Consider the following 24,558-nt stretch of genomic DNA (forward strand, 5'->3'; position numbering starts at 1 on the left):
TCAAATTATGAGTGCTTTTCTTCTAATGATTGGAGGGAGAATATTTGAATAAGTTAACACCTATGATGAAACAATATTTTCAGATAAAGGAAAACTATAAGGATAGTATACTTTTCTTTAGGCTTGGAGATTTTTATGAAATGTTTTTTGAGGATGCAATAGTTGCATCTAGAGTATTAGAAATAGCTTTGACTGGTAAAAACTGTGGTCTTGAAGAAAGAGCTCCTATGTGTGGAGTACCTTTTCATTCATCTAGTTCATATATATCAAAATTAATTGAAAATGGATATAAGGTAGCTATATGTGAACAAGTAGAAGATGCATCTGCTGCAAAAGGGTTAGTAAAAAGAGATGTTGTGAGAGTAGTAAGTCCTGGAACTGTAATGGAAGAAAATCTACTAGATAACAAAAAAAATAACTACCTTTTATCTATATATAAAGAAGATGGTAAGATAGGTATATCTTATGTAGATATAACCACTGGTGATTTTTATGCAACTAGCATAGATGAATCGAATTTGATTGAAGAAATTGCTAAAATTCAACCTAAGGAAGTTATATATTTTAATGTAGAAAATGAGAAGTTACAAACAATATGCACTCTTAATAATTCTTATTTAAACAATGACTCATCTATATATTATAATGATGATGATAATATTTTAGAAAAATATTTTTCTAAAGAATATATAAATACTCTTAACTTAAATCAAGATATTCATATAAAGTTTAGTTTGATAGGTCTGCTAAATTATATTTTTTCAACACAAAAACAGATATCTTCTAATATAAGTACTATTTCTATTTATAACTCTAATGATTTTATGTCTATTGATATGTTTACAAGGCTTAATCTTGAACTTACACAAACAATGAGAAGCAAACAAAAAAAAGGATCGTTACTTCATGTATTAGATAAAACTAATACTGCGATGGGAGGAAGACTTTTAAGAAAATGGATTGAGCAACCTCTTATTAATAAAGAAAGAATACAAGAAAGACTTAATTTAATAGAAGAGATAAAAGACGATTTTTCTTTGAGAGAGGACCTTAATGAAGAATTAAAAAACATATATGATATAGAAAGACTGTGTGGAAAGCTAGCCTTTGAGAAAATAAATCCTAAAGAACTTATAAATCTTAAAGAATCAATTAAAAAGATACCAGGTATAAAAGAATTACTGCGAGAATCAGATACTAATTATATGAAAAAATTAGTGAATGATATAGATGAGTTATATGATATCTATAAGTTGATAGATGAATCTATAATAGAGGAACCATCGTTAACTTTAAAAGATGGCAATATAATAAAGTCAAGTTATGATGAAGATATAAACAGATTAAGAGATTTAACTAAAAATGGCGCTGCTGTTATAAGTGAGATAGAAGATAAAGAAAGAAATAAAACAGGAATAAAATCTTTAAAAATAGGTTTTAACAAGGTGTTTGGATATTATATAGAAATAACTAAAACTAACTTGAAGCAATTTGAAATACCAAATTATTATATAAGAAAGCAAACGTTGAGTAATGCTGAAAGATTCATAACTGAAGAATTAAAAACAATTGAAGAGCAAATTCTAAATTCTAAAGAAAAGATAAAAGATCTTGAATATAGTATATTTGTACAAGTTAGAAATAGACTGTATGAAAATATAAATAGAATTCAACAAGTTGCTAAAACAATAGCATTTATAGATGTTATAAATTCATTAGGTAAGGTTGCTTATCAAAATAATTACTGTAAACCTAATATAACTTGTGAAGAAGAACTTTGTATAGTAAATGGAAGACATCCCGTTGTTGAAAATATAATAGGTGAAGAAAACTTTGTTCCAAATGACACTAATCTAAATATATCAGATAGTAAAATAGGTATAATTACAGGACCTAATATGGCCGGAAAATCAACATATATGAGGCAAGTATCTTTAATAACATTACTAGCGCATATAGGATCTTTTGTACCTGCACAAAGAGCTGATGTACCTATTGTAGATAGAATATTCACAAGAGTCGGAGCAAGTGATGATTTATCACAAGGACAGAGTACTTTTATGGTAGAGATGACTGAGGTTTCTCATATTTTAAAGAATGCTACGAAAAATAGTTTGGTAATACTTGATGAAATAGGTAGGGGAACTAGTACATTTGATGGACTTAGTTTAGCTTGGTCTATTGTGGAGTACATTAATGAAAGAATAGGCTGTAAAACACTATTCGCTACTCACTATCATGAACTAACAGAACTTGAAGAAAAGTTATTTGGTATTAAAAACTATTGTGTAGCTGTAAAAGAGCAAGGTGAAGATATAATCTTCTTAAGAAAGATTATAAAAGGTGGAGCAGATCGAAGTTATGGAATACATGTTGCAAAGCTTGCTGAGTTGCCTGATGATGTTATAAATAGAGCAAATAAAATACTTGCACAACTAGAAGGTAATGAAAAAGATACAGTAAATTCTTCGTTGCAAGTTAAAGAAAGTGCTATAACGGATGAGGAGTATAGTGTTGATAATAAAAAAGACGATTTGAATCAACAAATCAGTTTTGGTATCTTAGAAAAGCAATCTATATTGAAAGAAATATTGTCTTTAAATATAGTGGGTATGACACCTATTGATGCTATGAATACTTTATATAATCTTCAAAATAAGGTTAAATTAATCGGAGATGATGAGAAGTGATTAAAGAAATAAATCTTCTAGATGAATATACAATAAATAAAATAGCCGCGGGAGAGGTTGTTGAAAGACCTTCTTCCGTAGTTAAGGAGTTAGTTGAAAATTGTATAGATGCAAGATCATCTAAAATAACAATAGAAATATCAAATGGCGGTAAAGATTTAATAAGAATTACAGATAATGGCCATGGCATACCTAAGAATCAAGTTGAAAAATCATTTTTAAGGCATGCCACAAGTAAAATATCTGAGATAGAAGATCTTTACGAACTTGATTCATTAGGATTTAGAGGAGAAGCTTTGGCAAGTATCGCGTCAATTGCTAGAGTCGAACTTATAACTAGAACAATAGAAGATACAATAGGAGTGAAGGTATGTATAGAAGGTGGAGTTATAAAGAATAAAGAGCCTATAGGAACTTCTGTAGGAACTACTATTATAGTTAAGGATCTATTCTTTAACACTCCAGCTAGAAAAAAGTTTTTAAAGTCATCTACTAGTGAAAATATAAATATAACTGATATGATAAACAAGCTTTGCATAGGAAATCCTAATATTCAGTTTAAATACATTAACAATAATAGAATTATGTTAACTACTCCTGGAGATAACAATCTTAAAAACACTGTAAGATCTATCTACGGTAAAAAGATTTCTGATAATTTGAAAAATATAGAAATAGAAACTGATTTTTTGAAATTGACAGGATATATAGGTAATAACACTATATATAGAAACAACAAAACACTTCAGCATGTGTATATAAATGGACGTTATGTGAAAAGTAAATTGATATTAGCTGCTATATATGAAGCTTATAAAGGTATACTTCCTATAAACAAGCATTCTATATGCTTTTTAAATTTATCAATAGATGCCCAAAAGATAGATGTAAACGTACACCCTAATAAACTTGAGATTAAATTTGAAGATGATCAAAGAATATTTAATTTGATAAAAATTAAAATTAATGAACTTTTACTTAGGACAAACTTAATCCCTAAGTATGTATCAAATAATCAAGATATTAAAAAAGAAGAAAATAAAGAAAATGTAATATCTATAGATGATTTGATAATGGATATTAATAAAGAAAAAATAGACTTGAAGAAAACGGAGCAAAATGAAACTAAAGTTAAAATAGATAATATCCAAGAAAAAAGTGTTGATTATGGCATAAAAATAGAAAATATAGATAGTATCTTAGATAAGCCATATATAACTAATATAGATAATACTTTAGATAAGTTAACTATCAGTAATGATAGTATTTTTAAAGAAGATAAAATAGGATTGAAAACTAATTCACATGAATTTGATTATAATAAAAAATTGACTGAAAAAGAAAATAATGATTTTTTAAAAGATAATACAAAAGAAACTATAAACTTTAATGTAGAAGAAGCTAAAGAATGTAGTGAAGAGATATCAGCTGAATATTATAATGAAAAATTGAATGACTTAAATATAGTAGGAACAATCTTTAATACTTATATCATATGTCAATCTAAAGAATCTATATTTTTAATTGATCAGCACGCTGCTCATGAAAGAGTTGTATATGAAGATTATTTAGCAAAATTCAAAACCGAAAATATATCTAGTCAAATTTTATTAAAACCAATGATTATGGAGTTGTCTAATAAAGATATGCTTATTATAGAAGATAAATTAGATATATTTATGAAATTTGGTTTTGAAGTTGAATTATTTGGAGATAATTCTATTATAGTTAGATCTGTGCCTAATATATTCGGAATTCCTGAATCTGAGAATTTTATATTAGACATAATAGATAATATAGACAAGCTATTTAACAATTATGATTTCAAAAAAGAACAAATAGCATCTATGGCTTGTAAAAGTGCTATTAAAGCGAATGATAGAATTGAAAACATAGAAATAAATACTCTTATAGCAAAGTTAAAGAGGTGTAACAATTCATATACTTGTCCTCATGGAAGACCTGTTATAGTAGAGATGACAAAAAAAGAAATTGAGAAAATGTTTAAGAGAATTATTTGATATTAGAAAGGTGATTGAGATATGGGGAAAATACCTGTAGTATTTATAGCAGGGCCTACTGCTGTTGGAAAAACGGATTTATCTATAAATTTAGCAAAAAAACTTAATGGAGAAATAATCTCTGCTGATTCTATGCAAATATATAAATACATGGATATAGGGACTGCTAAAATAACAGAAGAAGAGATGTATGGTGTAAAACATTATTTAATAGATGAAGTTGAACCTGACGTTGAGTTTTCTGTAGTTGATTTTCAACAAAGAGCCAAAATATATATTAATGAAATCTATGAAAATGGAAAACTTCCTATAATAGCAGGTGGAACGGGTCTTTATATAAATTCTTTAATATATGACATGGATTTTACTAAATCTAAAGGAAATACAAAGCTTAGGGATGAACTCCAAAAAGAAGCAGATGAATATGGAGTTGAATACCTTCATAACAAATTAAAGGAACTTGATGAAAAAAGCGCAGAAAGAATACATCCTAATAATATAAAAAGAGTTATTAGAGCTATTGAAGTTTGTTTAGAAGCTGAAGAAAAAATAGGGAATTTTAAAAATGATATAAAATTTAACGAAGATTATTACCCTATCTTTATAATATTGAATAGAGATAGAGAACATCTTTATGAAAGAATAAATAAAAGGGTGGACATCATGATGAGTCAAGGCCTCTTAAAAGAAGTAAACAAACTTTTAGAAATGGGATACAATGAGAAATTGACTTCTATGCAGGCTATAGGATATAAAGAAATAATTAAATCTCTGAAAGGAGAGTATTCTATAGAAGATGCTATTGAGTTGATAAAAAGGGATAGTAGAAGATATGCAAAAAGACAAATAACATGGTTCAAGAGGTATGATTTTGCAAAATGGATAGATTTAGATAATTTTTCGGATCAAGATGAGGCAAAATCATTAATTTTATCTTATATAGAAGGACTTTTAAGAAATTTATAGAATATTAATAAAATATACATAATTAGGAGGGGTAGCTTTGAAAAACAACACGTTGAATCTACAGGATTTATTTTTAAATCAAGCTAGAAAAGAAAAAGTAGCTATAACAATATTTTTAGTTAATGGAGTTCAGTTAAAAGGTCGAGTAAAGGGATTTGATAGTTATATAATAATTTTAGAAAATGAAGGTAAACAGCAAATGATTTATAAGCACGCTGTTTCTACAATAATACCTAATACTAATATAAATTTAATTAACTCTAATAGTAACCTTAAGAAATAATATAATAAAAAGCACATCTAAAACAAATTTAGATGTGCTTTTTATTATATTAAAGAATTTAAATTGAGTTTATATTCTTTTAAAGTATCTTTTAAATCATCTATTTGTATATGCGTATAGATTTGAGTAGTTGATATAGATGAATGACCAAGTAATTCTTGTACTTTTCTTATATCAGCTCCATTCTTTATTAAGTGAGTAGCAAAGGTATGCCTTAATTTATGAGGTGTTATAGTTTTATTTAAATCAGTATTTGCTGAATATTTTTTCATAAGCATTTGAACAGCTCTTGTTGTAAGTCTAGTTTTTTTAGTTGATACAAAAAGTGCATCTGTATTAATATCTAATTTTAACCTTTCTATGTAGTATTGATATAGAGAGTTTAAACTTCCGTTTAAAAGCTCATCTTTTAATATAGGAATTTTTCTTTCCTTACTTCCTTTTCCTACGATTGATAAAATTTCGTGATTAAGTGCATATTCTATGTCTTTTAAGTTTATACTTATAATTTCGGATACTCTTAGACCACTATAAAGCATTAATGATACTATACTCAGGTTTCTTAATTTATAAAATTTATTAGAGCGTGAGTTTTTTATAAAATCGAATATCTTCTTTATCTCATATGTCTCTAAAAAAACAGGTGGAGATTTTTTGTTTGATACCCTACTTTTTATAACCTCTTCTTTTTTTATTGGATTTTGACGTTCTAATATAACCCCTTGTTCTATTAAATATTTAAAAAATACGTTAAGTACCATTTTTTTTCTTACTATCGATTTGTATGAATTTTTCCTTTCGGTTTGTAAATATGTATAAAAACGGGTAAGTGCTAGAGGGCGTATATCGGAAAGATATTCTATGTCCTCATAGTTTAGTATCAAAAACTCAAAAAACGTCTTTAAATCGAAATAATAGGCTTGTATAGTGTTTATAGATTTTTGAGCTGAAATTAAAGCATCTATAAATACTTCAAAAGCTTCTTTAAACTCCATTGGATAATTAGCTATAGGGAATAATTGTCGTCTGAGTTTTAAACTGCTGATTAAATCATCTGTCGTGTATTTCATCATAACCCCCCTTAATAATACATATAACTTCGCATAACATATCTTATGCGAAGTTATATGTATTATTATATATTATTTTGCGAAAAAATTGAATATGTTATTTCTTTATGATAAAATTCTAATGTCAAAAATAACTTAAGAAACGGGTGGTATATAGTGCTTGAACAAACTAAAGATATGCTGTTTGATTTTTATGATATAGATAAATCTGTCGTAAAATTAAGCGAGAATATAGAAGGTAAAATACAAAGTAAATTTAAAGAAATAAATGAAGTAAGTGAATATAATCAATACAAAGTGTTAAAGTCTATGCAAAAAGCTAACCTTTCTGATAATCATTTTAACTGGACTACAGGGTATGGATATAATGATGTTGGAAGAGAAAAAGTAGAAGAAATTTACTCTTATGTATTTAATACAGAAGATGCTATAGTAAGGCCTATAATAGTTAACGGAACTCATGCTTTATCACTTTGTATAAGTGGGATAGTAAGACCAGGAGATGAAATATTATCAGCAACAGGAAAACCGTATGATACATTAGAAGAAGTTATAGGAATTAGAAATTCAAGAGGATCTTTAAAAGAGTTCGGCGTAACTTATAATCAAGTTGATTTTTTGGGTAATGGAGAGCCTGATTACATTAATATAAAAGAAAAAATAAACGATAAAACTAAGCTTGTTTTAATACAAAGGTCAAAAGGATATAGCTGGAGAAAATCTCTGACTATAGATGATATAGAAAAAATAATAAATACAGTTAAATCTGTAAGAGAAGATATAATTGTAATGGTAGACAATTGCTATGGTGAATTTTTAGAAATGAAAGAACCTACTGATGTTGGTGCTGATATAATGGCTGGATCTTTAATAAAAAATCCAGGGGGAGGATTAGCCTTAACAGGAGGGTACATAGTTGGTAAAAAAGAAATAGTTGAGTTAATATCATATAGACTTACATCTCCTGGGATAGGAAAAGAATGTGGGTTGACTTTCGGAACTACCAGAAGTGTACTTCAAGGTTTATTTTTAGCACCTCATACTGTAGGTCAAGCTTTAATGGGTGCTATATTTTGTTCTAAATTATTTGAAGAATTAGGATTTGAAATTCTACCTAAACCTAATGATGTTAGAAGTGATATAATACAGATAATTAAATTTGATAACGCCGATCAGATAATATCTTTTTGCAAAGGAATACAATATGCAGCTCCTGTTGATTCTTTTGTAAGTCCGGAGCCATGGCCTATGCCTGGTTATGATAGTGATGTAATAATGGCGGCTGGAGCTTTTGTTCAAGGTTCATCTATAGAACTTAGTGCTGACGCACCTATAAAACCGCCTTATAATGTATATTTCCAAGGAGGATTGACTTATACTCATTCTAAGTTTGGATCACTAAAAGCTTTAACCGAAATGATAAAAAATAAAACTATAAAAATACCAACTTCTATATAGAGGTTGGTATTTTTATAGTTTGAAATTTCACAACATTCCCAATTGGAGAACTTTATGAAATATAGAAAAAAACCAAAGGAAAACGTTATATTTTGTCAAATAGTTACATAAATAATTATTTTTACATAAAATTTATTTATCAAAATTTTAAGGAGGAGTCAACATGGATTTATTAGCATTAATAAAAGGTATTAACGACATTTTATGGGGGAAATTACTAGTGTTTGTATTGTGTGGAGCCAGTATATTATTTACATTCTCTTTTAGGTTTGTTCAAATAAGAATGTTCAAAAAAGCTTTCAAACATACTTTTGGAGGTGTATCACTAAAAGGAAATAAGGCAGATGACGATGGAATGTCATCTTTCCAAGCTTTAGCAACAGCAATAGCAGGACAAGTTGGAACAGGTAATTTAGCAGGAGCAGCAACTGCTATTGCAGCAGGAGGTCCAGGAGCTATATTTTGGATGTGGGTAAGTGCATTTTTTGGATTTGGAACTAGCTTTAGTGAAGCAGTTATTTCGCAAAAATATAAAACTAAAGTAGATGGTCAGATCTGTGGAGGTCCAGCATACTATATAGATAAAGGTCTTAATAGTAAATTCTTAGCATCATTTTTTGCAATAGCAATGATATTATCAGCTGGTTTAACTGGAGGTATGATCCAATCTAATTCAATAGCGGGAGCTTTTAAAATGGCATTTAATGTACCGGGGATAGTTGTAGGTGTTACAATCGCCGGAGTAACTTTTTTAGTAGTTTCTGGAGGAATAGGACGTATAGCATCTGTTACAGAAAAACTAGTTCCAATAATGGCGTTATTATTTATAATAGGTAGCTTAATAATAATAGGAATAAATGCATCGAATATAATACCTGCATTTAAAATGATTTTTCTAGGAGCATTTAATCCAAAAGCAGCCACTGGAGGATTAATAGGTGTTGGTATGAAAGAAGCTATGAGATACGGAGTTGCTAGGGGATTATTTTCAAATGAAGCTGGGATGGGATCATCTCCACATGCACATGCTGTTGCAAAAGTTAATCATCCTATAGAGCAAGGGTTAGTATCTATAGTAGGAGTTTTTATAGATACATTTGTAATATTAACTTTAACAGCTTTGGTTATACTTACAACTGGAGCTTTAGATGGAACTACAACTGGAATTGAATTAACTCAACAAGCTTTTGTAAATGGGCTCGGAAGTTTTGGAGGGGTATTTATAGCAATTTCTTTATTTTTCTTTGCCTTTTCAACTATAATAGGATGGTATTTCTATGGAGAATTAAATGTTAAATATTTAATTGGTATAAAAGGAGTTAAATTTTATAAGCTATTCATAATTATGGTATTGGTACTTGGAACTTTACTTGAAGTGCCTGTTGTATGGCAATTAGCAGATACTGTTAATGGACTTATGGTTATACCTAATATAATTGCTCTTGTTTATTTATTAAAAGTTACAAAATCGAGTTTAATAGATTTTGAAAATAAAGAAAAAGAAAAGATAAAAGCTAGTGCTTAGCACTATTTTATAAAAAACAAGCATTATCTGTTTAAATAGATAACGCTTGTTTTTTTATGTGTTATATAGATAAATAGATAATAATTTTAGTAGATTCAATTATGAATTTAAGAAGAAAAGTAAAAATATTTGTAACATTAATATATTTTAAAAATTTATTAATGTATTTACTTTACAAAGAATGAGATGTGTAATATAATTTCAATATTAATAAAAAAGTTTTGTTAACAATATGCATAAAAAAAATTTTAAAATACGTAGAAGCACGTACGTTATTACTAAAATATATATTTATGTAAGTTAATTAAAGTTATTTTGCTATAATAAGACATTTATAAGGGAGGGTATTATTCATGTTGAAGGAGTTAAAGAAAGATATTTTAAGCAAGCTTGTATATTTTATACCGAAAGATAAGCACTCAGCAGAAAATGTTAAGGAGATTTTAGATAATCATCCAGAAATCGAATTTGTTTCATTAGTTGGGATTGATTTAAGAGGTAATGATACTGACGAAAAAATACCGAGTAGTGTTTTTTTAGAAGATATAGATAAATTCATTCAAACTGGAATTCAAACAGATGGTTCGAGCGTTGTTCTTGATAATATAGCAACTTTAAATGATGCCAAAGTAGAAATAATTCCAGATAAGGATGTAGCGTGGTTTGTTGATTATAATTTTCAGAACTTAAATGATGAAACACATCTTCCTGTTGGAACTTTGAGAATACCTTCGTTTTTAGTGCATAACGGAAATAAAGTGTGCTCGAGATCTATACTAAAAAAATCTATAGAAAATTTTAAAGATGAGATACTTAGATTAGTGTGTAAAAATAGTGATGTTTTAAATTCTGTTGGAATTAAAGATTGTGATGAAATAAAGGAAATTCTACTAACATCAGCTACGGAGCTTGAATTTTGGGTTAACACACCTGAGGATAAAGCTGATGAAGAAAAACTTTCTACATCACAAAACTTAAAAGAACAATATTGGAAGCGAACTCAAGGAACAGTTAGAACAGCATTAGAAAAGAGTATATATTTAATGGAAAAATACGGAGTTAATCCTGAAATGGGACATAAAGAAGTAGGAGGAATAACTTCAGCTATCAACTCAAGAGGAAAATCTAATCACGTTATGGAACAACTTGAGATAGATTGGAAGTATAGTGATGCTATTCAAGCAGCTGATAACGAGCTTATAATTAGGAATTTAGTAAATGACGTATTTAAAAATTATGGATTAGAAGTTACCTTTGCTGCAAAACCAATAGAAGGTGTAGCAGGAAGTGGAGAACATACACACTTAGGTGTAGCTGCAAGACTAAATAGCGGAAAGATAGTGAATCTATTTTCTCCATCTGACATGAAAGCTGAATATGCAAGTCCTATTGGATTTGGTGCATTAATGGGAATTTTAAAGAACTACGAACTACTTAATCCTTTTGTAACTTCTTCAAATGATGCTTTAAATAGATTAAAACCAGGATTCGAAGCTCCTGTTTGTATTGTGTCATCACTTGGAAAAAGTGTAGATAATCCATCAAGAAATAGATCTATATTGGTTGGTTTGATAAGAGATTTAGAAAATCCATTAGCTACAAGATTTGAATTAAGAGCTCCAAATCCTATGTCTAATACGTATATAATAATAGCAGCATCTTATCAGGTTATGCTTGATGGAATAAAGTATGCTATAGAAAACAAAAAAACATCTAAAGAACTTGAAAAAGAATTTTCTAAAAAATCAGGTGAAATAACTGGATATTTAGAAAAACATAGAGAATATAGAAGTGAAGAAGACGTTTTTGAATTTTATACAGAAGAACAACGAAATAATTTATTTGGAATACCTCCTAAAACGGTTTGGGAAAATGCAAAGAATTTCGATAGACATGAAGAAAAGAAAAAAGCATTAATATATAATGATGTTTTTACAGAACAAACAATAGACTCATTTAAAGAATCCATCATAAATCAATGGTTACGAGAATTGAAAGATAGAATAATATGTGACAACATGGAAATAGTAAGATCTTGTAAAAAGATGCACTTTGAAGATATTACAGATTTAGATATAGTTAATTGGCAAAAAATACACACATTAAGATGTTATTTAATGAAAGATAAGACTGATGAAAAATCTTTATTTACAAGAATAAGAGATGCGATAGAGGCACAAAATTATGACTCAGTATCTAATCTTCAAATAGAAATGAATGAGAAGATAAAATTACTTAAGGATTTATATATAATATATAAGAAAAATTTATTTTAGTTAAAAACTAAATTTAATAAATAAAAAAATGCTGGATTTCATTAATAAATCCAGCATTTTTTATTCTATAGGCAATTAATATGTACAAAATGAATAAAAGGCCCACAGTTTATACTATAAGCCTTTCACTTATTTTACAACTCTGAATACGCCTTTCAAAGTACCTAATATTTTAACATCATTAAAATACAGGGGTTCCATATAAGGGTTCTCTGGTTGAAGTCTAATTCTATTTTCTTCTTTAAAAAACCTTTTTACTGTAGATTCATTATCTTCTGTTAAAACCACTACTATTTCCCCATTTCTAGCAGTGTTTTGTTTATTTACTATAATATAATCCCCATCTAATATTCCAGCATTAATCATGCTATCTCCTTTTACTCTTAACATAAATGCATTATTAGCATCTATTAAACTAGAGGGTAAAGGGACGAATTCTTCTATATTTTCAGTAGCTAGTATAGGAGCTCCCGCTGTAACGCTTCCTACTAAAGGAATATCTATCGTTTCTTTTCTACTAAAGAGACTATCGTCATTTGAATCTAGAATTTCTATAGCTCTTGGTTTTGTTTTATCTTTTCTAATGTATCCTTTTTCTTCTAATTTATTTAGATGTGAGTGAACTGTAGATGTTGATTTTAAATTTACTGCACTACATATTTCTCTGACAGATGGTGGATAACCCTTTTTATTAATTTGTAGTTTTAAAAAGTTTAAAATTTCTATTTGTTTACTGGTTAAATCTGAATACATTTTAAATATCCTCCCATCATAAGTTTATAATTATATTATAACATCAAACAGAATAAAAAACAAACATTCGTTCTTTTTTCGTTGACTCAGAACATCTGTTCTGTTATACTTTAATAAGAACAAGTGTTCTGAAAAATAAAGAGGAGGAATTTGTTATGAAAAGGAATTTAGTTTACATAATAATATTATTTTCTGCAATAAGTTTACTAAGCGGTTTTTCGGGTTTAAAAAATTATAAAAATATAGTAGAGTATGAAACTGTCAATGTGATACAAGGGGATACTCTTTGGAATATAGCAAAAGAAAACATACCTGAAAAAGAAGATATAAGAAAGTACATATATATGATAAGAAAGGTTAATAATTTAGAAAGTGCAAATATACATCCTGGAGATCAACTATTAATTCCTGTTTATGAAAAAGAATAGAAACTATATGTTTATGGTGTTTATTTCCTAATATATTGTACTTCTTCTTTGTAAATAATAATAGTAATCGAAAAAGAAAGAGGTGTACAAATTGTCGAAAAATCCTGTAGTAAAAGAATCAAGAATGGCATTAAATCAATTTAAAGAAGAAATTGCAAATGAGTTGGGCATTTCTATGCCCAACTCAAATTTATCTAGTAATATTACTTCTAGACAAGCAGGTCAAACGGGTGGAAAACTAGGTGGAGAAATGACAAAAAGATTAGTAGAAAATGCTGCAAGGAATATGGCTTATGGTAGTAATTCAGCACCACAGAATTTAGATTAGATAAGTTAAATATTAAAAGGATGAACGAAAAATTCGTTCATCCTTTTTTAGAATCAATCTCCAATAGAGGTAATCGGCATACTTTGTCGCTTTTCGCTAAGCATAATACTAGATACAAACATGTATATTATATTTAGTATCCGATATTCATTATACTATTTATAGTTAAAACATTTGGCTTCTACTCTGTTTTATCTTCTAGCCATTCAAAATTCTTAACAATTTCTCGTTTTACATTTTTCTTATGTGCTGCATAAAGTTGAGTTGTAGTTACATTATCGTGATCTAGCAAATTTTGAACATCATATATTGAAAATCCATATTGTATTAAAGATGTAGCAGATGTAGCTCTTAATTTATGAGGGCTATATCCATTGCCTCTAGGCATATTCATACCTATAGATGTATATTTTACAACTAATTCTCTTATTGCTTTTAACGTCATTCTTTTATTTTGAATAGATAAAAAAAGCGCATCTTTATGTTCGTCTTGAAGCTTATCAGAATTTGTTCTTTCATCTTTAATATAATCCAAAACCACGGACTCGCATGTTTTATTAAGTGGCATTAAAGCTTCTTTTCCTCTTTTTCTATAAATTTTAAATTCTCCTCTATTAAAGTTAAACGAAGAAATATTAAGCTCTCTAAGTTCGCTAAGTCTTAAACCATATGTAACGAATAATATCAATATAGCTTTATCTCTAAGTTTTGTTTTTTTCCAATATATTTTTTCTCTTTCCGTTAAACCTTCTCCTGATTCAACTACATCTATCATTTTAGCAACTTCATCAATCTCTAACCTTTTAATAGCATCCGGCTGAGGCTTTGGAAGTTTTATAGGGTTGAAACCATCTGTAATATTTTGATTTATTTGTTCATTTCTGTATAAAAACTTAAATAAAGAAGATAATGAAGATTTTTTTCTAGCCAACGATCTATTGTTATTTTCAAATACTAATGTGTTTCTATCTGTTTTTTTATAATACCTTGAGCAATAATCTCCTAAAAATAAATTAATATCTCTTGCTTTCATATTATTAAATTCTTCAATACTTATATCTTTACACTTACTAGATGATGTTAATTCTGATTCATTTATTAGGTATTTACAAAAAAATAAAATGTCTTCTAAATAAGCTAATCTAGTTGATGAAACAACTGCGCTTTTAAGATATACAAAAAAATCCTTCATGAATTTAGGTAATTGATTTTCGGTTTTAACACAATTTTCTATTATTGAATTTTCTTTTAAAACTATGTTGTCTGGTTTATCTGACTTATTATGTATTTTTAAATTCTTATGCAATTAAAACACTCCTTTTGTGTATAAAAATATACTATTTATATGATATCAATTTAGTTTATAAAAAACAAGAGTTCAATAAATACGAACGATTTACTTAGGTTTAAAATTCTAAACCCGATATTTTTTTATAAAATAACGAACTAAACAAATTTCAATTTAAAAAAAGTTCGTTAAAATGAAGTTGTTTTCATTTTGTTCCTTGAATAAGGATAGAATAAAACATTTAATTAAAAATTAATATTACAAGAAACACAATAATATTGAATCTAACTAGATTATAATTAATATTTTTATTATATTTATACATATTTAATGCTATAATGAACATGAAAATAAGTTATATGAAAAGGAAGTGTTATTGTTGATTAAATGTAATTTTGATGGTGCTTGTAATGATAATGGAAATAAAGAGGCTGACACGGGGTTAGGATATGCTATTTATGATACAAAATACAATGCCTATTTAAAGGAAGTTGCTTTATACGGCGGAAAAGGTACTAATAATACAGCTGAATATAAAGCTTTGATAGAATGTATGAAAGATTTAATAGGATTAGGGCTAATTAAAGAAGAAATCAATGTATATGGAGATTCAGATCTTATAATAAAACAGGTTACAGGACAGTGGAAGTGTAAAAAAGAACATTTAATTCCTCTTAGAGACGAAGCTGTTAGCCTTATGAGTAAATTTGCTAATTTAAATATAAAATGGGTGCGTAGGAATGAAAATGCCATGGCAGATAAATTATCCAAAGATGGTCTAAGCAAAAAAGATATTAAAATAGATACAGTACCTAATAAAGAAACAAATGAAGGGGATATAGAAATAACTGTATTTAATCTAGGGGATGGGATATACAAAGTTGTAGACAATGAATGTTTTTATGCTGTGGATATTAATAGAGAGGTTTGTTCTTGTTCAAAAAATCAAAACAACAGAGAAAATTGTAATCATATAATGCATATCAAAAACATATAGATTAGATTATATAAAATTAGATTGAAAGGGGGAGGTTTTATGAAGGTTATAGATTTGACTCATGTGATTCATCCGAATATGCCTGTTTTTCCAGGAACTGAGACGCCTATTCTTGAATCTGCAAATACTATAGAAAAAGACAATTTTTGTGAAATGAAGATGACGATGTATTCTCATACAGGAACACATATAGATGCTCCTGCACATATGCTAAAAGATGGAGCTACATTAGATAAAATGGATGTACATTGTTTTGTAGGTAGGGCTATTATTTTGGATTTTAAAGATAAAAAACATATACAGTTAAAAGATGTACTTCAATATGAAGATAAAATAGCTAAATGTGATTTTGTGATAATTAAAACTGGATGGAGTAAGTTTTGGGGTAAACAAGAGTATTTCGAAGAGTTTCCATATATAAGTATAGATGTAGCTAATTGGCTAGTTAAATTTAACTTAAAAGGTATAGGAGTAGATGCTATATCTATAGATGACATGAAATCTACTTCGTTCCAAGTCCATAAAACATTAATGAAAAATAATTTAATTATAATAGAGAACCTTACTAATTTAGAAAAAATAGAAGATGAATTCTTTACGTTAACAGCTTTACCTTTAAAAACACTTAATGCTGATGGAGCACCTATAAGAGCTATAGCTATTATATAGTAGATAGATATCATAATATAAATGAACTAGATTGAATACACAGGTATAATATTTAGTTCATTTATATTTTAAATAGAGAATTTTGATTAGAATATATATAGTAGAGTTCTTGATCAAATTAACTTAAATAGAGTCTATGTCATTGATATCATAAACTTCATTATATTCGCAGGATTGGATAGCTTTAAAGACATTATTTGCAATATCTTGAGATATATCTTTACTAAAAAACAATATACCTATGCTTTTATATTTATCATATACAACATCTTTAGCTACTATTTTTCCTTCGTATCCAGCTAATACGTCATTTATTTCTTCTCCTAAATTAGAAAAATTTTCACCTTCTTTCCAAGATATAAATCCTATAAATGATTTTGATACAGATGCATCAAAACCTTTATTTATTAAAAATTCTTTCCAAGTTGTATTTTTAATGTTCATATTTGAAACCTCCTAATAAACAATACTAACTTTAGAATATCCTTATTTAAGTAGTATTATTCTAGTACGCCATGGCTTTTAAAACTATTCATTTGTTACTAAAATTTGGATTATATTAAATTTCTATTAGTTTTGTGTATGAAAATTAGAAAAAAGTTTAAAATAAAATGTATAAGATTAAATAGTGGAGGTATATTATGGATAATTTAAGCATTGCAGGTATAAGGATAGATCAAAGAACAGATTCTGCTACTAAAGTACAAGAAATATTAACACAAAACGGAGATATGATTTTAAATAGGTTTGGTATGCATGATCCTATAGAAGTAAATACTGGTTTAATAACATTAAATTTAAGAGCAGAAAAAAATAGGATAAATAATATGATGAATGAATTAAGCAAATTAAATGGTGTAAGAGTAAATCATATGGAAGTATAAAATAAATCAGTTCAAGTTACTTGAACTGATTTATTAATGTAATGAGAAAAACAGTATATAGGCCATGGTATAGAATTTGATTTACTCAAATGAAAATATAAAACCATTTAAAGTGTAAGACAAAAATTTGAAAGATTAGATTAAGAATCATTTATAAAATAAATTATTTTGTATATGAAATATAGATTTTATATTCTATACAAATGATTTTATAAATATTAATATGTAATTAATTCTAAAAAAATTTAGGTATGATGTATAAAAAGTATTAGAGGGTACCTCTAAAAATAAAATCCAACTAGTTTTTAAATGTATATTTAGGGAATAGTTGGATAAAGACATCTAAGTAATACTTATATATACCTTCATTTTGCGTATATTTTCTTAATACTATATATTTATTCATTTTATAAGTATAAATTAATTATTTAATTATTTTTAGCTATTTTATATTATATTCAAATTGTACTTAAATTCGACAAGTTTTATCTAAAATTCATGAGTTAAATCAACATCATACATATTTAATAAATAATCTTAAATTCAAGATTTATATATATAAGTTATTGATATTAACAATACTTAGTATATCATTATGCGTATAAAATAGTATGATCGGACAATTTGCTGTAAAATCTCCCCTGTTTAATTCATATTTGAAATTTTGTATTAACTTACAATAAAAAAACGCACTACAAATACAATGCGAATTTTTATTATAACTTACTATTCTCTATTTATCTTCAAAATCATCTACTAATTCTATATATTCTTCTGGCAAAGGTTTTGGTTGTTGATTATACTTAATCTCATTTGTAGAATTTTTATTTTCTTTTAAGTCTGCATTATTATCTATTAACTCTATATATTCTCCTTCTAAAGGCTCTACAGTTACATTTTTGCATAAGCCGCACTTTTTACATTCTTCTCTCATTAAATTCTCTCCTTAATATTTAGTTATTAATCTGTGAAACAAATCATAACATTTAATAAAGAGAATGTAAATACATATAAGGAATAAAATAGATTTTATAATAATGCCTTCTACTATTAATATATGAGTGTATTATTATGAAATTATGATTAAAAATAATAAGGATATAATCTTTATTATCAACACAACCGACCTAAATTATTGAATTTTCTAAATATTTAAACCGTTCACATTGTTTATCTGTTATAATAATATATAATATAGTCGAATATTTAAAAGGGGGTTAGAGTATGTCAAAGGTTATTGACTTTAATTTAGCTAAAAAAAAGATCAAACATAAACAACAAAATAAAAATAATTATTTTAGAAACATAAAATTTCAAAATAATAAGATTCTATTAATGGTATTTATAGTTATACTCAGTATCGTTGGCTTGTTTTCTCTACTGACTCCTGTAAAACGAACTGATAATATAATGAATATAGAGATGAATAGCAACTCTGGTATAAATCATAATTCAAATTTAAGCCTAATACAACATTATATTTCTTAAAAATATAAAATTATATTTTAAAAGATATATAAGCGTTTTTTGTTACAATTCATTATTTAATAAATAATCATTAAACAACCTTATAAATGAAAGGTTTCAAAAATCTTTTGTTGGTATTTTCTAAAGATTAAAAAAACAAAAACAGAATTATATATTCACTACTATAATATTTGATTTAAAGGTTTTATCGGATTTGAAGGCTTTTTCAATCCAAATAAAAGAAGCATGCATTTTAAATGTATGCTTCTTTTATTTGAAAATATAAATCGTCATTATTTCTTTTTTTAAAATATATAAAAAATTTTAAAAATTCTAATAAACTTTGGTCTATTGATATTTCTAATGAATGTTGTTATAATTACTTTAAATTCGCGAAGCTTTGGGATGAATTGTCATAAAATTCACTCAAGACAATATATTCCATAAGTATATTAAAGAATATAATTTCTATTATAATCTTTAATATAAATAATTATTTTATCATAATGTAATTATTTTCTAAGAAAAATCATTTACACGAAATCGAAGGAGGAAACAACATGAACAAAACATCTAAAGATGTAATTGTAGTAGGATTTGCACTATTTGCAATGTTTTTTGGTGCAGGAAACTTAATATTCCCGCCGGCTCTTGGACTTATGACAGGTGATGCTTGGGTCCCTGGGTTAATAGGATTTTTATTAACAGGTATAGGAATGCCTGTGCTTGGAATTATAGCTGCTTCTAAAGCTGGTGGTAGTTTAAGTGATTTAGCTGATAAAGTTAATCCTACATTTAGTAAAGTTATAGGAACTGTTATAATGTTAGCTATAGGACCTCTTTTAGCTATACCTAGAACTGGAGCTACTACTTTTGAAATGGGATTTGCGCCTTTATTCCCTTCAGTAAGTCCTATATTAGTATCTGTTATATTCTTTGGGGTAACGTTATTCTTAGTTATAAACCCATCTGGAATAGTTGATAAAATAGGTAAAGTTCTTACACCTGTTTTATTAATATCTTTACTTGTTATTATAATCAAAGGAATTATGAATCCTATAGGATCTCCTGTTGACACAGGGATGCAAAATGCATTTTCAAAAGGATTTACAGAAGGGTATCAAACTATGGATGCTTTAGCTTCTATGGTTTTTGCTGGAATAGTAATTGGATCTTTGGTTCAAAAAGGATACACTGACACTAAAGAGCAAATTAAATTAACTGTAATGGCTGGTCTTGTTGCAGCTGCTGGTCTTGCTATTGTATATGGTGGATTAATGTACTTAGGAGCTACATCAAGTGGCGTATTCCCAGCTGATATAGCAAGAACTCAACTAACTATAAGCATTACAGAAAGTATATTGGGCAATGCTGGAAAAGCTTTAATAGGAGTATCTGTATCATTAGCATGTTTAACTACTGCAGTTGGACTTACAGCAACTTGTGGAGAATACTTCTCTAATCTTTCAAATGGTAAAATTGGTTACAAACCTATAGTTATTGGTGTTACTGTATTTAGTGCTGTTATGTCTAACTTTGGAGTTGATGCAATAGTTAAAATAGCAGTTCCTCTACTTGTAACTGTTTACCCTGTAGGTATAATCTTAATCGTTTTCAATATATTTGATGATTACATACCTAATAAGGCTGCATATACAGGTGCAGTATTTGGAGCAGTATGTGTAAGTTTATTTGATGCTTTAGCAGCTATGGGTGTTCAAATATCAGCTGCTACTGGGTTCATTTCTAAATTACCTTTAGCTAGTGCAGGATTTGCATGGATATTACCAGCTATAGTAGGATCTATAATTGCCATGGCTACTATGAAGAAAAAGCAAGAAAACGTATAATAAATAAAAAAAATCCTTATCGCCTACACAGGTGGTAAGGATTTTTAAAAATAATTTTTTTTAATTTTAATTTTCCGAATTTTTGAATTAAATTCAATTTTTGGATTATATCCAAAATTCTTCAAAAGGGGTGTTGAGATATGAATAAACAGAACAAAGATGTTATTGTAGTTGGATTTGCACTGTTTGCAATGTTTTTTGGTGCAGGAAATTTAATATTCCCTCCTGCTCTTGGTATGCAAACCGGTACTTCTTGGGTTACAGCGTTTTTAGGTTTTTTATTAACAGGTATAGGAATGCCTGTACTTGGAATTATAGCTGCATCTAAAGCCGGTGGAAGCTTAAGTGATTTAGCTGATAAAATTAGCCCAACATTTAGTAAAATATTAGGGACTATCATAGTTTTATCTATAGGCCCTCTTTTAGCTATACCTAGAACTGGAGCTACTACTTTTGAAATGGGAATTAGGCCTTTATTTCCTCAAGTAAGTCCTGTATTAGTATCTATACTATTCTTTGGTATAACACTATACCTGGTTATGAATCCATCAGATATAGTTGATAAAATAGGCAAAATTCTTACGCCTGTTTTATTAGTATCACTACTTATAATAATTATTAAAGGTATTATCAATCCTATAGGAATCCCTACTGATACAGGAATTCAAAATTCGTTTTCAAAGGGATTTACAGAAGGATATCAAACTATGGATGCATTAGGATCTGTTATATTAGCTGGTATAGTAATTAATTCTTTAATCCAAAAAGGATACACAGATATTAAAGATCAGGTTAAATTATCAACTATTGCTGGTCTTGTAGCAGCTAGTGGCCTTGCTATTATCTATGGAGGGTTAATGTATTTAGGATCTACATCTAATACTGTATTCTCACCTGACATTACAAAGACTCAACTTACTATAAGTATTACAGAAAGAATATTAGGCAATACAGGTAAAATTATAATAGGCTTAGCTGTATCTTTAGCCTGTCTTACTACATCAATAGGACTTACAGCAACTTGTGGTCAGTATTTTTCTAAACTATCAAAAGGTAAACTGAGCTATAAGTCAATAGTAATTGGAGTTGCTGCTTTTAGTGCAGTGGTTTCTAATTTTGGAGTTGAAGCTATAGTTAAAATAGCTGTTCCTTTACTTGTAACTGTTTATCCTGTTGTAATAATATTAATAGTTATGAATATATTCGATGATTACATACCTAATAAGGCTGCTTATACTGGTGCTGTATACGGAGCCTTATGTATAAGTTTATTTGATGCTTTGAGCGCTATTGGTATTCAAATATCAAATGTTAATTCTATAATATCTAAATTACCGTTAGCAAGCTCAGGATTTGCATGGTTAACACCTGCTATATTAGGATCTTTAATTGCCATGGCTACTATGAAAAAACAGCATACAGTATAATTATTGTACTTAAATTAATTCTACATATAAAAAATTTAAATTCCTATAATTACCAAATAAAAAACATGAACTTTACTTTAAAAGTTGATGTTTTTTATTTAATTTTATTAAATTTTGTTATATAATAAAATTAAGAATTTTTAGAAAAGTTAAACTTTTCAAACGAAATAGAAGGGAGTTTTAGTATGAACGTTTCTGATTATGATTTTCCCTCACCTAAATTTATTATATTTCACTATTTTATAAAATGGTTTATAGATAATTTCGGAATAATACCGTACTTTATATTTATAGTAGGATCTGTATTGCTATTTTGTATGTATGCTCTTAGAAATAGTTTCAAGAAAAATGAATTTGATAAAATAGTTATGATATCAATATTTACATTAATAATAATTGGTGGATTGATAGGGCTTGGATATGACATTAACAATGGATACCCTATAACCTTTAAATAACTCAATTAACATCTTTTAAATAAAATCATATATTATATAGAAGATATTTGAAAGGTGTTGAGATTATGATTGATAATTTTTTATATCCATATGCTCCATTTATTAGACAGGTAAAGCCTTCTCACATTAGAGTATTACATGCTTCTCCAGATGCTCCACCTGTAGACATATATGCAAATAACAACTTAATAGCTCAAAATATACCTTATAAAGGCTTTACTCCTTATATCAGCGTCGCTCCTGGAAACTATGTAATATCTGTTTTTGTATCTGGAACCACACAAAATCCCGTTTTAGTAAAAAATATTCAGGTTCCGAATGACACTATAGCAACTATTGCTGCTACTGGTTATGCATCTGATTTAGATTTATTACCTATAGTAGAGCCTGTAGAGCCTATACCTACTAATAAAACTATGATTAGATTTGTTCATCTATCTCCAAATACTCCAAATATAGACATCACTTTACCAAATGGAACTGTATTATTTGAAGATGTTGAATATGAAGAAGCAACAGAATATATACCTGCTCCACCAGGAAATTATACAGTTGAAGCAAAAGTTGCAGGAACTGATCAAACAGCTTTAATAGTTCCTAATATCAACCTTAAACCTAACAGATTTTATAGTATATATGCAGTTGGTTTTTTAGATGATAAACCTCCTCTACAAGTTTTAATACCTCTAGATGGAAATAGCTATATAAAATAAGGCCTCTATGTGTATTAGAGGTTTTTTATTTTGTGTGCAAATAGAACTTACATATAATTCAAAAAATTGGTATAATCTTTTAAAAGGAGATGATAAAATGAAAATTCTTATATTAAGTCTTTTAATAGGAATTTTATTAGGAAGTTTCAAAATTATTCCTATTAAATATCTTAAACTAAATTCAAAATTTCAATTATTTGCCCTGATACTACTTTTATTTTCAATGGGGATATCAATAGGGTCTAATAAAGAGATGTTTAATTCAATCAATACATTAGGATTGCAAGCTGTGTCTTTTTCTATTATGACTATAATATTTAGCACATTGGTTTTGTATCTAATAACTAATCTATTTTTCAATACAAAAGAATCCCAAAAGGAGGATACTAAAGAATGATATATTACATTTTATCCGCGTTACTATTAGGTGTGTTTTCAGGATATTACATAGTACCTCAGAATATATTAGAAAATATAGACTCAATATCAACTGTAGCTTTAAATCTATTAATTTTATCTGTTGGAATTGATCTTGGAGAAAATAAAGCCGTTTTCGAAAAAATAAAAGAACGAGGATTTAAAATTCTTTTAATACCATTTTCAGTTGTTATAGGAAGTTGTATTGGAGGAATTGTATGTGCATTTATATATAAAATTCCTATTAATGTATCCCTTTCTATATCATGCGGTTTTGGATGGTATAGTCTTTCTGCTGTTATATTATCAAAAATATGTAGTGCTCAAATAGGAACTATAGCTTTTTTAAGTAATGTTTTTAGAGAAATGATATCTGTTATATTAATACCTATTATAGCTAAACGGATGAACCATATAACGTCAATAGCACCTGCAGGAGCTACTTCTATGGATTCTACTCTGCCTGTTATAGTAAAATGTACAGATGAAGAAACTGTTGTAATGGCGTTTATAAACGGGGCTTTACTATCAATATTAGTGCCAGTATTAGTACCACTTGTATATAACTTATTGGGATAAATATATATTTG

The 24,558-nt window shown here is 27.7% G+C and carries 24 protein-coding genes; 19 read left to right on the top strand and 5 right to left on the bottom strand.

Annotated elements, in window-relative coordinates:
* Positions 1-62: 62 nt before the first annotated feature.
* Genes mutS through hfq form a run of 4 tightly spaced genes read left to right on the top strand, consistent with a single transcriptional unit; the run spans position 63 to position 5,960 of the window.
* Positions 63-2,690, top strand: coding sequence for a DNA mismatch repair protein MutS (mutS, locus tag M2214_RS08750; RefSeq protein WP_408648324.1), 2,628 nt, complete (start codon positions 63-65; stop codon positions 2,688-2,690).
* On the top strand, positions 2,687-4,711 hold the full coding sequence (gene mutL / locus M2214_RS08755) for a DNA mismatch repair endonuclease MutL (RefSeq protein ID WP_248484654.1): 2,025 nt from the start codon (positions 2,687-2,689) through the stop codon (positions 4,709-4,711). Before mutS ends, mutL begins: the two co-directional genes overlap by 4 nt.
* Positions 4,712-4,732: 21 nt before the next feature.
* Positions 4,733-5,677 carry a tRNA (adenosine(37)-N6)-dimethylallyltransferase MiaA gene (gene miaA, locus M2214_RS08760; protein ID WP_248484655.1) on the top strand — a complete coding sequence of 315 codons (945 nt, stop codon included), beginning with the start codon at positions 4,733-4,735 and terminating at the stop codon, positions 5,675-5,677.
* A gap of 37 nt (positions 5,678-5,714) precedes the next feature.
* Complete coding sequence (gene hfq, locus M2214_RS08765; protein WP_248484657.1) at positions 5,715-5,960, top strand: RNA chaperone Hfq; 246 nt, start codon at positions 5,715-5,717, stop codon at positions 5,958-5,960.
* A gap of 44 nt (positions 5,961-6,004) precedes the next feature.
* On the opposite strand, the gene M2214_RS08770 is transcribed toward hfq, so the two are convergent.
* A complete protein-coding gene (locus tag M2214_RS08770; RefSeq protein WP_305879811.1) occupies positions 6,005-7,030 on the bottom strand; it encodes a tyrosine-type recombinase/integrase in 1,026 nt (341 codons plus the stop codon).
* A 156-nt stretch (positions 7,031-7,186) separates the two neighbouring features.
* Between M2214_RS08770 and M2214_RS08775 the strand changes: the two genes are divergently transcribed.
* From M2214_RS08775 to M2214_RS08785, 3 genes are all read left to right on the top strand, one after another.
* Complete coding sequence (locus M2214_RS08775) at positions 7,187-8,488, top strand: methionine gamma-lyase family protein (RefSeq protein ID WP_248484658.1); 1,302 nt, start codon at positions 7,187-7,189, stop codon at positions 8,486-8,488.
* A gap of 163 nt (positions 8,489-8,651) precedes the next feature.
* Positions 8,652-10,013, top strand: a complete 1,362-nt coding sequence (locus tag M2214_RS08780; protein WP_248484659.1) for an alanine/glycine:cation symporter family protein — start codon at positions 8,652-8,654, stop codon at positions 10,011-10,013.
* 353 nt (positions 10,014-10,366) lie between these two features.
* Positions 10,367-12,289 (top strand): type I glutamate--ammonia ligase, encoded by a 1,923-nt coding sequence (locus tag M2214_RS08785; protein ID WP_248484660.1) that lies wholly within the window; start codon positions 10,367-10,369, stop codon positions 12,287-12,289.
* A gap of 129 nt (positions 12,290-12,418) precedes the next feature.
* Here M2214_RS08785 and lexA read toward each other — a convergent pair whose 3' ends face one another.
* Entirely contained in the window at positions 12,419-13,042 is a 624-nt protein-coding gene (gene lexA, locus M2214_RS08790; protein WP_248484661.1) for a transcriptional repressor LexA, read from the bottom strand.
* Between the two features lie 155 nt (positions 13,043-13,197).
* On the opposite strand from lexA, the gene yneA reads away from it, so the two are divergent.
* Together yneA and M2214_RS08800 are read left to right on the top strand one after the other, a co-directional pair.
* Positions 13,198-13,470 carry a cell division suppressor protein YneA gene (yneA, locus tag M2214_RS08795; RefSeq protein WP_248484662.1) on the top strand — a complete coding sequence of 91 codons (273 nt, stop codon included), beginning with the start codon at positions 13,198-13,200 and terminating at the stop codon, positions 13,468-13,470.
* 91 nt (positions 13,471-13,561) lie between these two features.
* Positions 13,562-13,798, top strand: a complete 237-nt coding sequence (locus M2214_RS08800; RefSeq protein ID WP_256466716.1) for an alpha/beta-type small acid-soluble spore protein — start codon at positions 13,562-13,564, stop codon at positions 13,796-13,798.
* Between the two features lie 181 nt (positions 13,799-13,979).
* Here the strand turns inward: M2214_RS08800 and M2214_RS08805 are convergent, their stop codons facing one another.
* Complete coding sequence (locus tag M2214_RS08805) at positions 13,980-15,104, bottom strand: tyrosine-type recombinase/integrase (RefSeq protein ID WP_248484663.1); 1,125 nt, start codon at positions 15,102-15,104, stop codon at positions 13,980-13,982.
* Between the two features lie 361 nt (positions 15,105-15,465).
* On the opposite strand from M2214_RS08805, the gene M2214_RS08810 reads away from it, so the two are divergent.
* On the top strand, positions 15,466-16,083 hold the full coding sequence (locus M2214_RS08810; RefSeq protein ID WP_248484665.1) for a ribonuclease HI family protein: 618 nt from the start codon (positions 15,466-15,468) through the stop codon (positions 16,081-16,083).
* A 39-nt stretch (positions 16,084-16,122) separates the two neighbouring features.
* Entirely contained in the window at positions 16,123-16,752 is a 630-nt protein-coding gene (locus M2214_RS08815) for a cyclase family protein (RefSeq protein ID WP_248484667.1), read from the top strand.
* A gap of 123 nt (positions 16,753-16,875) precedes the next feature.
* Here the strand turns inward: M2214_RS08815 and M2214_RS08820 are convergent, their stop codons facing one another.
* On the bottom strand, positions 16,876-17,196 hold the full coding sequence (locus M2214_RS08820; protein WP_248484669.1) for a hypothetical protein: 321 nt from the start codon (positions 17,194-17,196) through the stop codon (positions 16,876-16,878).
* Between the two features lie 197 nt (positions 17,197-17,393).
* Between M2214_RS08820 and M2214_RS08825 the strand changes: the two genes are divergently transcribed.
* Positions 17,394-17,636: a hypothetical protein gene (locus M2214_RS08825; RefSeq protein WP_248484671.1), complete on the top strand. Its 243-nt coding sequence runs from the start codon at positions 17,394-17,396 to the stop codon at positions 17,634-17,636.
* Positions 17,637-18,369: 733 nt separating this feature from the next.
* Here M2214_RS08825 and M2214_RS08830 read toward each other — a convergent pair.
* Positions 18,370-18,570: a hypothetical protein gene (locus M2214_RS08830; protein ID WP_248484673.1), complete on the bottom strand. Its 201-nt coding sequence runs from the start codon at positions 18,568-18,570 to the stop codon at positions 18,370-18,372.
* A 290-nt stretch (positions 18,571-18,860) separates the two neighbouring features.
* Here M2214_RS08830 and M2214_RS08835 point away from each other — a divergent pair, with 290 nt between their 5' ends.
* The 7 genes from M2214_RS08835 to M2214_RS08865 all read left to right on the top strand — a co-directional run bounded on the left by M2214_RS08835 (position 18,861) and on the right by M2214_RS08865 (position 24,547).
* Positions 18,861-19,124: a hypothetical protein gene (locus M2214_RS08835; protein ID WP_248484675.1), complete on the top strand. Its 264-nt coding sequence runs from the start codon at positions 18,861-18,863 to the stop codon at positions 19,122-19,124.
* Between the two features lie 539 nt (positions 19,125-19,663).
* Positions 19,664-20,953, top strand: a complete 1,290-nt coding sequence (gene brnQ, locus M2214_RS08840; RefSeq protein ID WP_248484677.1) for a branched-chain amino acid transport system II carrier protein — start codon at positions 19,664-19,666, stop codon at positions 20,951-20,953.
* Between the two features lie 140 nt (positions 20,954-21,093).
* Positions 21,094-22,380, top strand: coding sequence for a branched-chain amino acid transport system II carrier protein (brnQ, locus tag M2214_RS08845; protein ID WP_248484679.1), 1,287 nt, complete (start codon positions 21,094-21,096; stop codon positions 22,378-22,380).
* A gap of 185 nt (positions 22,381-22,565) precedes the next feature.
* A complete protein-coding gene (locus M2214_RS08850) occupies positions 22,566-22,838 on the top strand; it encodes a hypothetical protein (RefSeq protein ID WP_248484680.1) in 273 nt (90 codons plus the stop codon).
* 65 nt (positions 22,839-22,903) lie between these two features.
* The gene (locus M2214_RS08855; protein ID WP_248484682.1) at positions 22,904-23,551 is read left to right on the top strand and encodes a DUF4397 domain-containing protein; all 648 of its coding nucleotides are present in this window, start codon (positions 22,904-22,906) and stop codon (positions 23,549-23,551) included.
* A 97-nt stretch (positions 23,552-23,648) separates the two neighbouring features.
* Complete coding sequence (locus tag M2214_RS08860; protein ID WP_248484683.1) at positions 23,649-23,948, top strand: LysO family transporter; 300 nt, start codon at positions 23,649-23,651, stop codon at positions 23,946-23,948.
* Positions 23,945-24,547, top strand: coding sequence for a lysine exporter LysO family protein (locus M2214_RS08865; protein WP_248484685.1), 603 nt, complete (start codon positions 23,945-23,947; stop codon positions 24,545-24,547). Before M2214_RS08860 ends, M2214_RS08865 begins: the two co-directional genes overlap by 4 nt.
* Positions 24,548-24,558 lie beyond the last annotated feature (11 nt).

It is taken from the genome of Tepidibacter aestuarii (assembly GCF_934924865.1).
Lineage (GTDB): Bacteria > Bacillota > Clostridia > Peptostreptococcales > Peptostreptococcaceae > Tepidibacter_A > Tepidibacter_A aestuarii.

What these genes read in the sequence shown, in the direction of transcription:
- mutS (WP_408648324.1), top strand. Translation starts at nt 63, where the DNA reads ATGATGAAACAATATTTTCAGATAAAGGAAAACTATAAGGATAGTATA.
- miaA (WP_248484655.1), top strand. Translation starts at nt 4,733, where the DNA reads ATGGGGAAAATACCTGTAGTATTTATAGCAGGGCCTACTGCTGTTGGA.
- M2214_RS08770 (WP_305879811.1), bottom strand. Translation starts at nt 7,030, where the DNA reads ATGAAATACACGACAGATGATTTAATCAGCAGTTTAAAACTCAGACGA.
- M2214_RS08780 (WP_248484659.1), top strand. Translation starts at nt 8,652, where the DNA reads ATGGATTTATTAGCATTAATAAAAGGTATTAACGACATTTTATGGGGG.
- M2214_RS08785 (WP_248484660.1), top strand. Translation starts at nt 10,367, where the DNA reads ATGTTGAAGGAGTTAAAGAAAGATATTTTAAGCAAGCTTGTATATTTT.
- lexA (WP_248484661.1), bottom strand. Translation starts at nt 13,042, where the DNA reads ATGTATTCAGATTTAACCAGTAAACAAATAGAAATTTTAAACTTTTTA.
- yneA (WP_248484662.1), top strand. Translation starts at nt 13,198, where the DNA reads ATGAAAAGGAATTTAGTTTACATAATAATATTATTTTCTGCAATAAGT.
- M2214_RS08815 (WP_248484667.1), top strand. Translation starts at nt 16,123, where the DNA reads ATGAAGGTTATAGATTTGACTCATGTGATTCATCCGAATATGCCTGTT.
- M2214_RS08820 (WP_248484669.1), bottom strand. Translation starts at nt 17,196, where the DNA reads ATGAACATTAAAAATACAACTTGGAAAGAATTTTTAATAAATAAAGGT.
- M2214_RS08825 (WP_248484671.1), top strand. Translation starts at nt 17,394, where the DNA reads ATGGATAATTTAAGCATTGCAGGTATAAGGATAGATCAAAGAACAGAT.
- M2214_RS08830 (WP_248484673.1), bottom strand. Translation starts at nt 18,570, where the DNA reads ATGAGAGAAGAATGTAAAAAGTGCGGCTTATGCAAAAATGTAACTGTA.
- M2214_RS08835 (WP_248484675.1), top strand. Translation starts at nt 18,861, where the DNA reads ATGTCAAAGGTTATTGACTTTAATTTAGCTAAAAAAAAGATCAAACAT.
- brnQ (WP_248484677.1), top strand. Translation starts at nt 19,664, where the DNA reads ATGAACAAAACATCTAAAGATGTAATTGTAGTAGGATTTGCACTATTT.
- brnQ (WP_248484679.1), top strand. Translation starts at nt 21,094, where the DNA reads ATGAATAAACAGAACAAAGATGTTATTGTAGTTGGATTTGCACTGTTT.
- M2214_RS08850 (WP_248484680.1), top strand. Translation starts at nt 22,566, where the DNA reads ATGAACGTTTCTGATTATGATTTTCCCTCACCTAAATTTATTATATTT.
- M2214_RS08855 (WP_248484682.1), top strand. Translation starts at nt 22,904, where the DNA reads ATGATTGATAATTTTTTATATCCATATGCTCCATTTATTAGACAGGTA.
- M2214_RS08860 (WP_248484683.1), top strand. Translation starts at nt 23,649, where the DNA reads ATGAAAATTCTTATATTAAGTCTTTTAATAGGAATTTTATTAGGAAGT.
- M2214_RS08865 (WP_248484685.1), top strand. Translation starts at nt 23,945, where the DNA reads ATGATATATTACATTTTATCCGCGTTACTATTAGGTGTGTTTTCAGGA.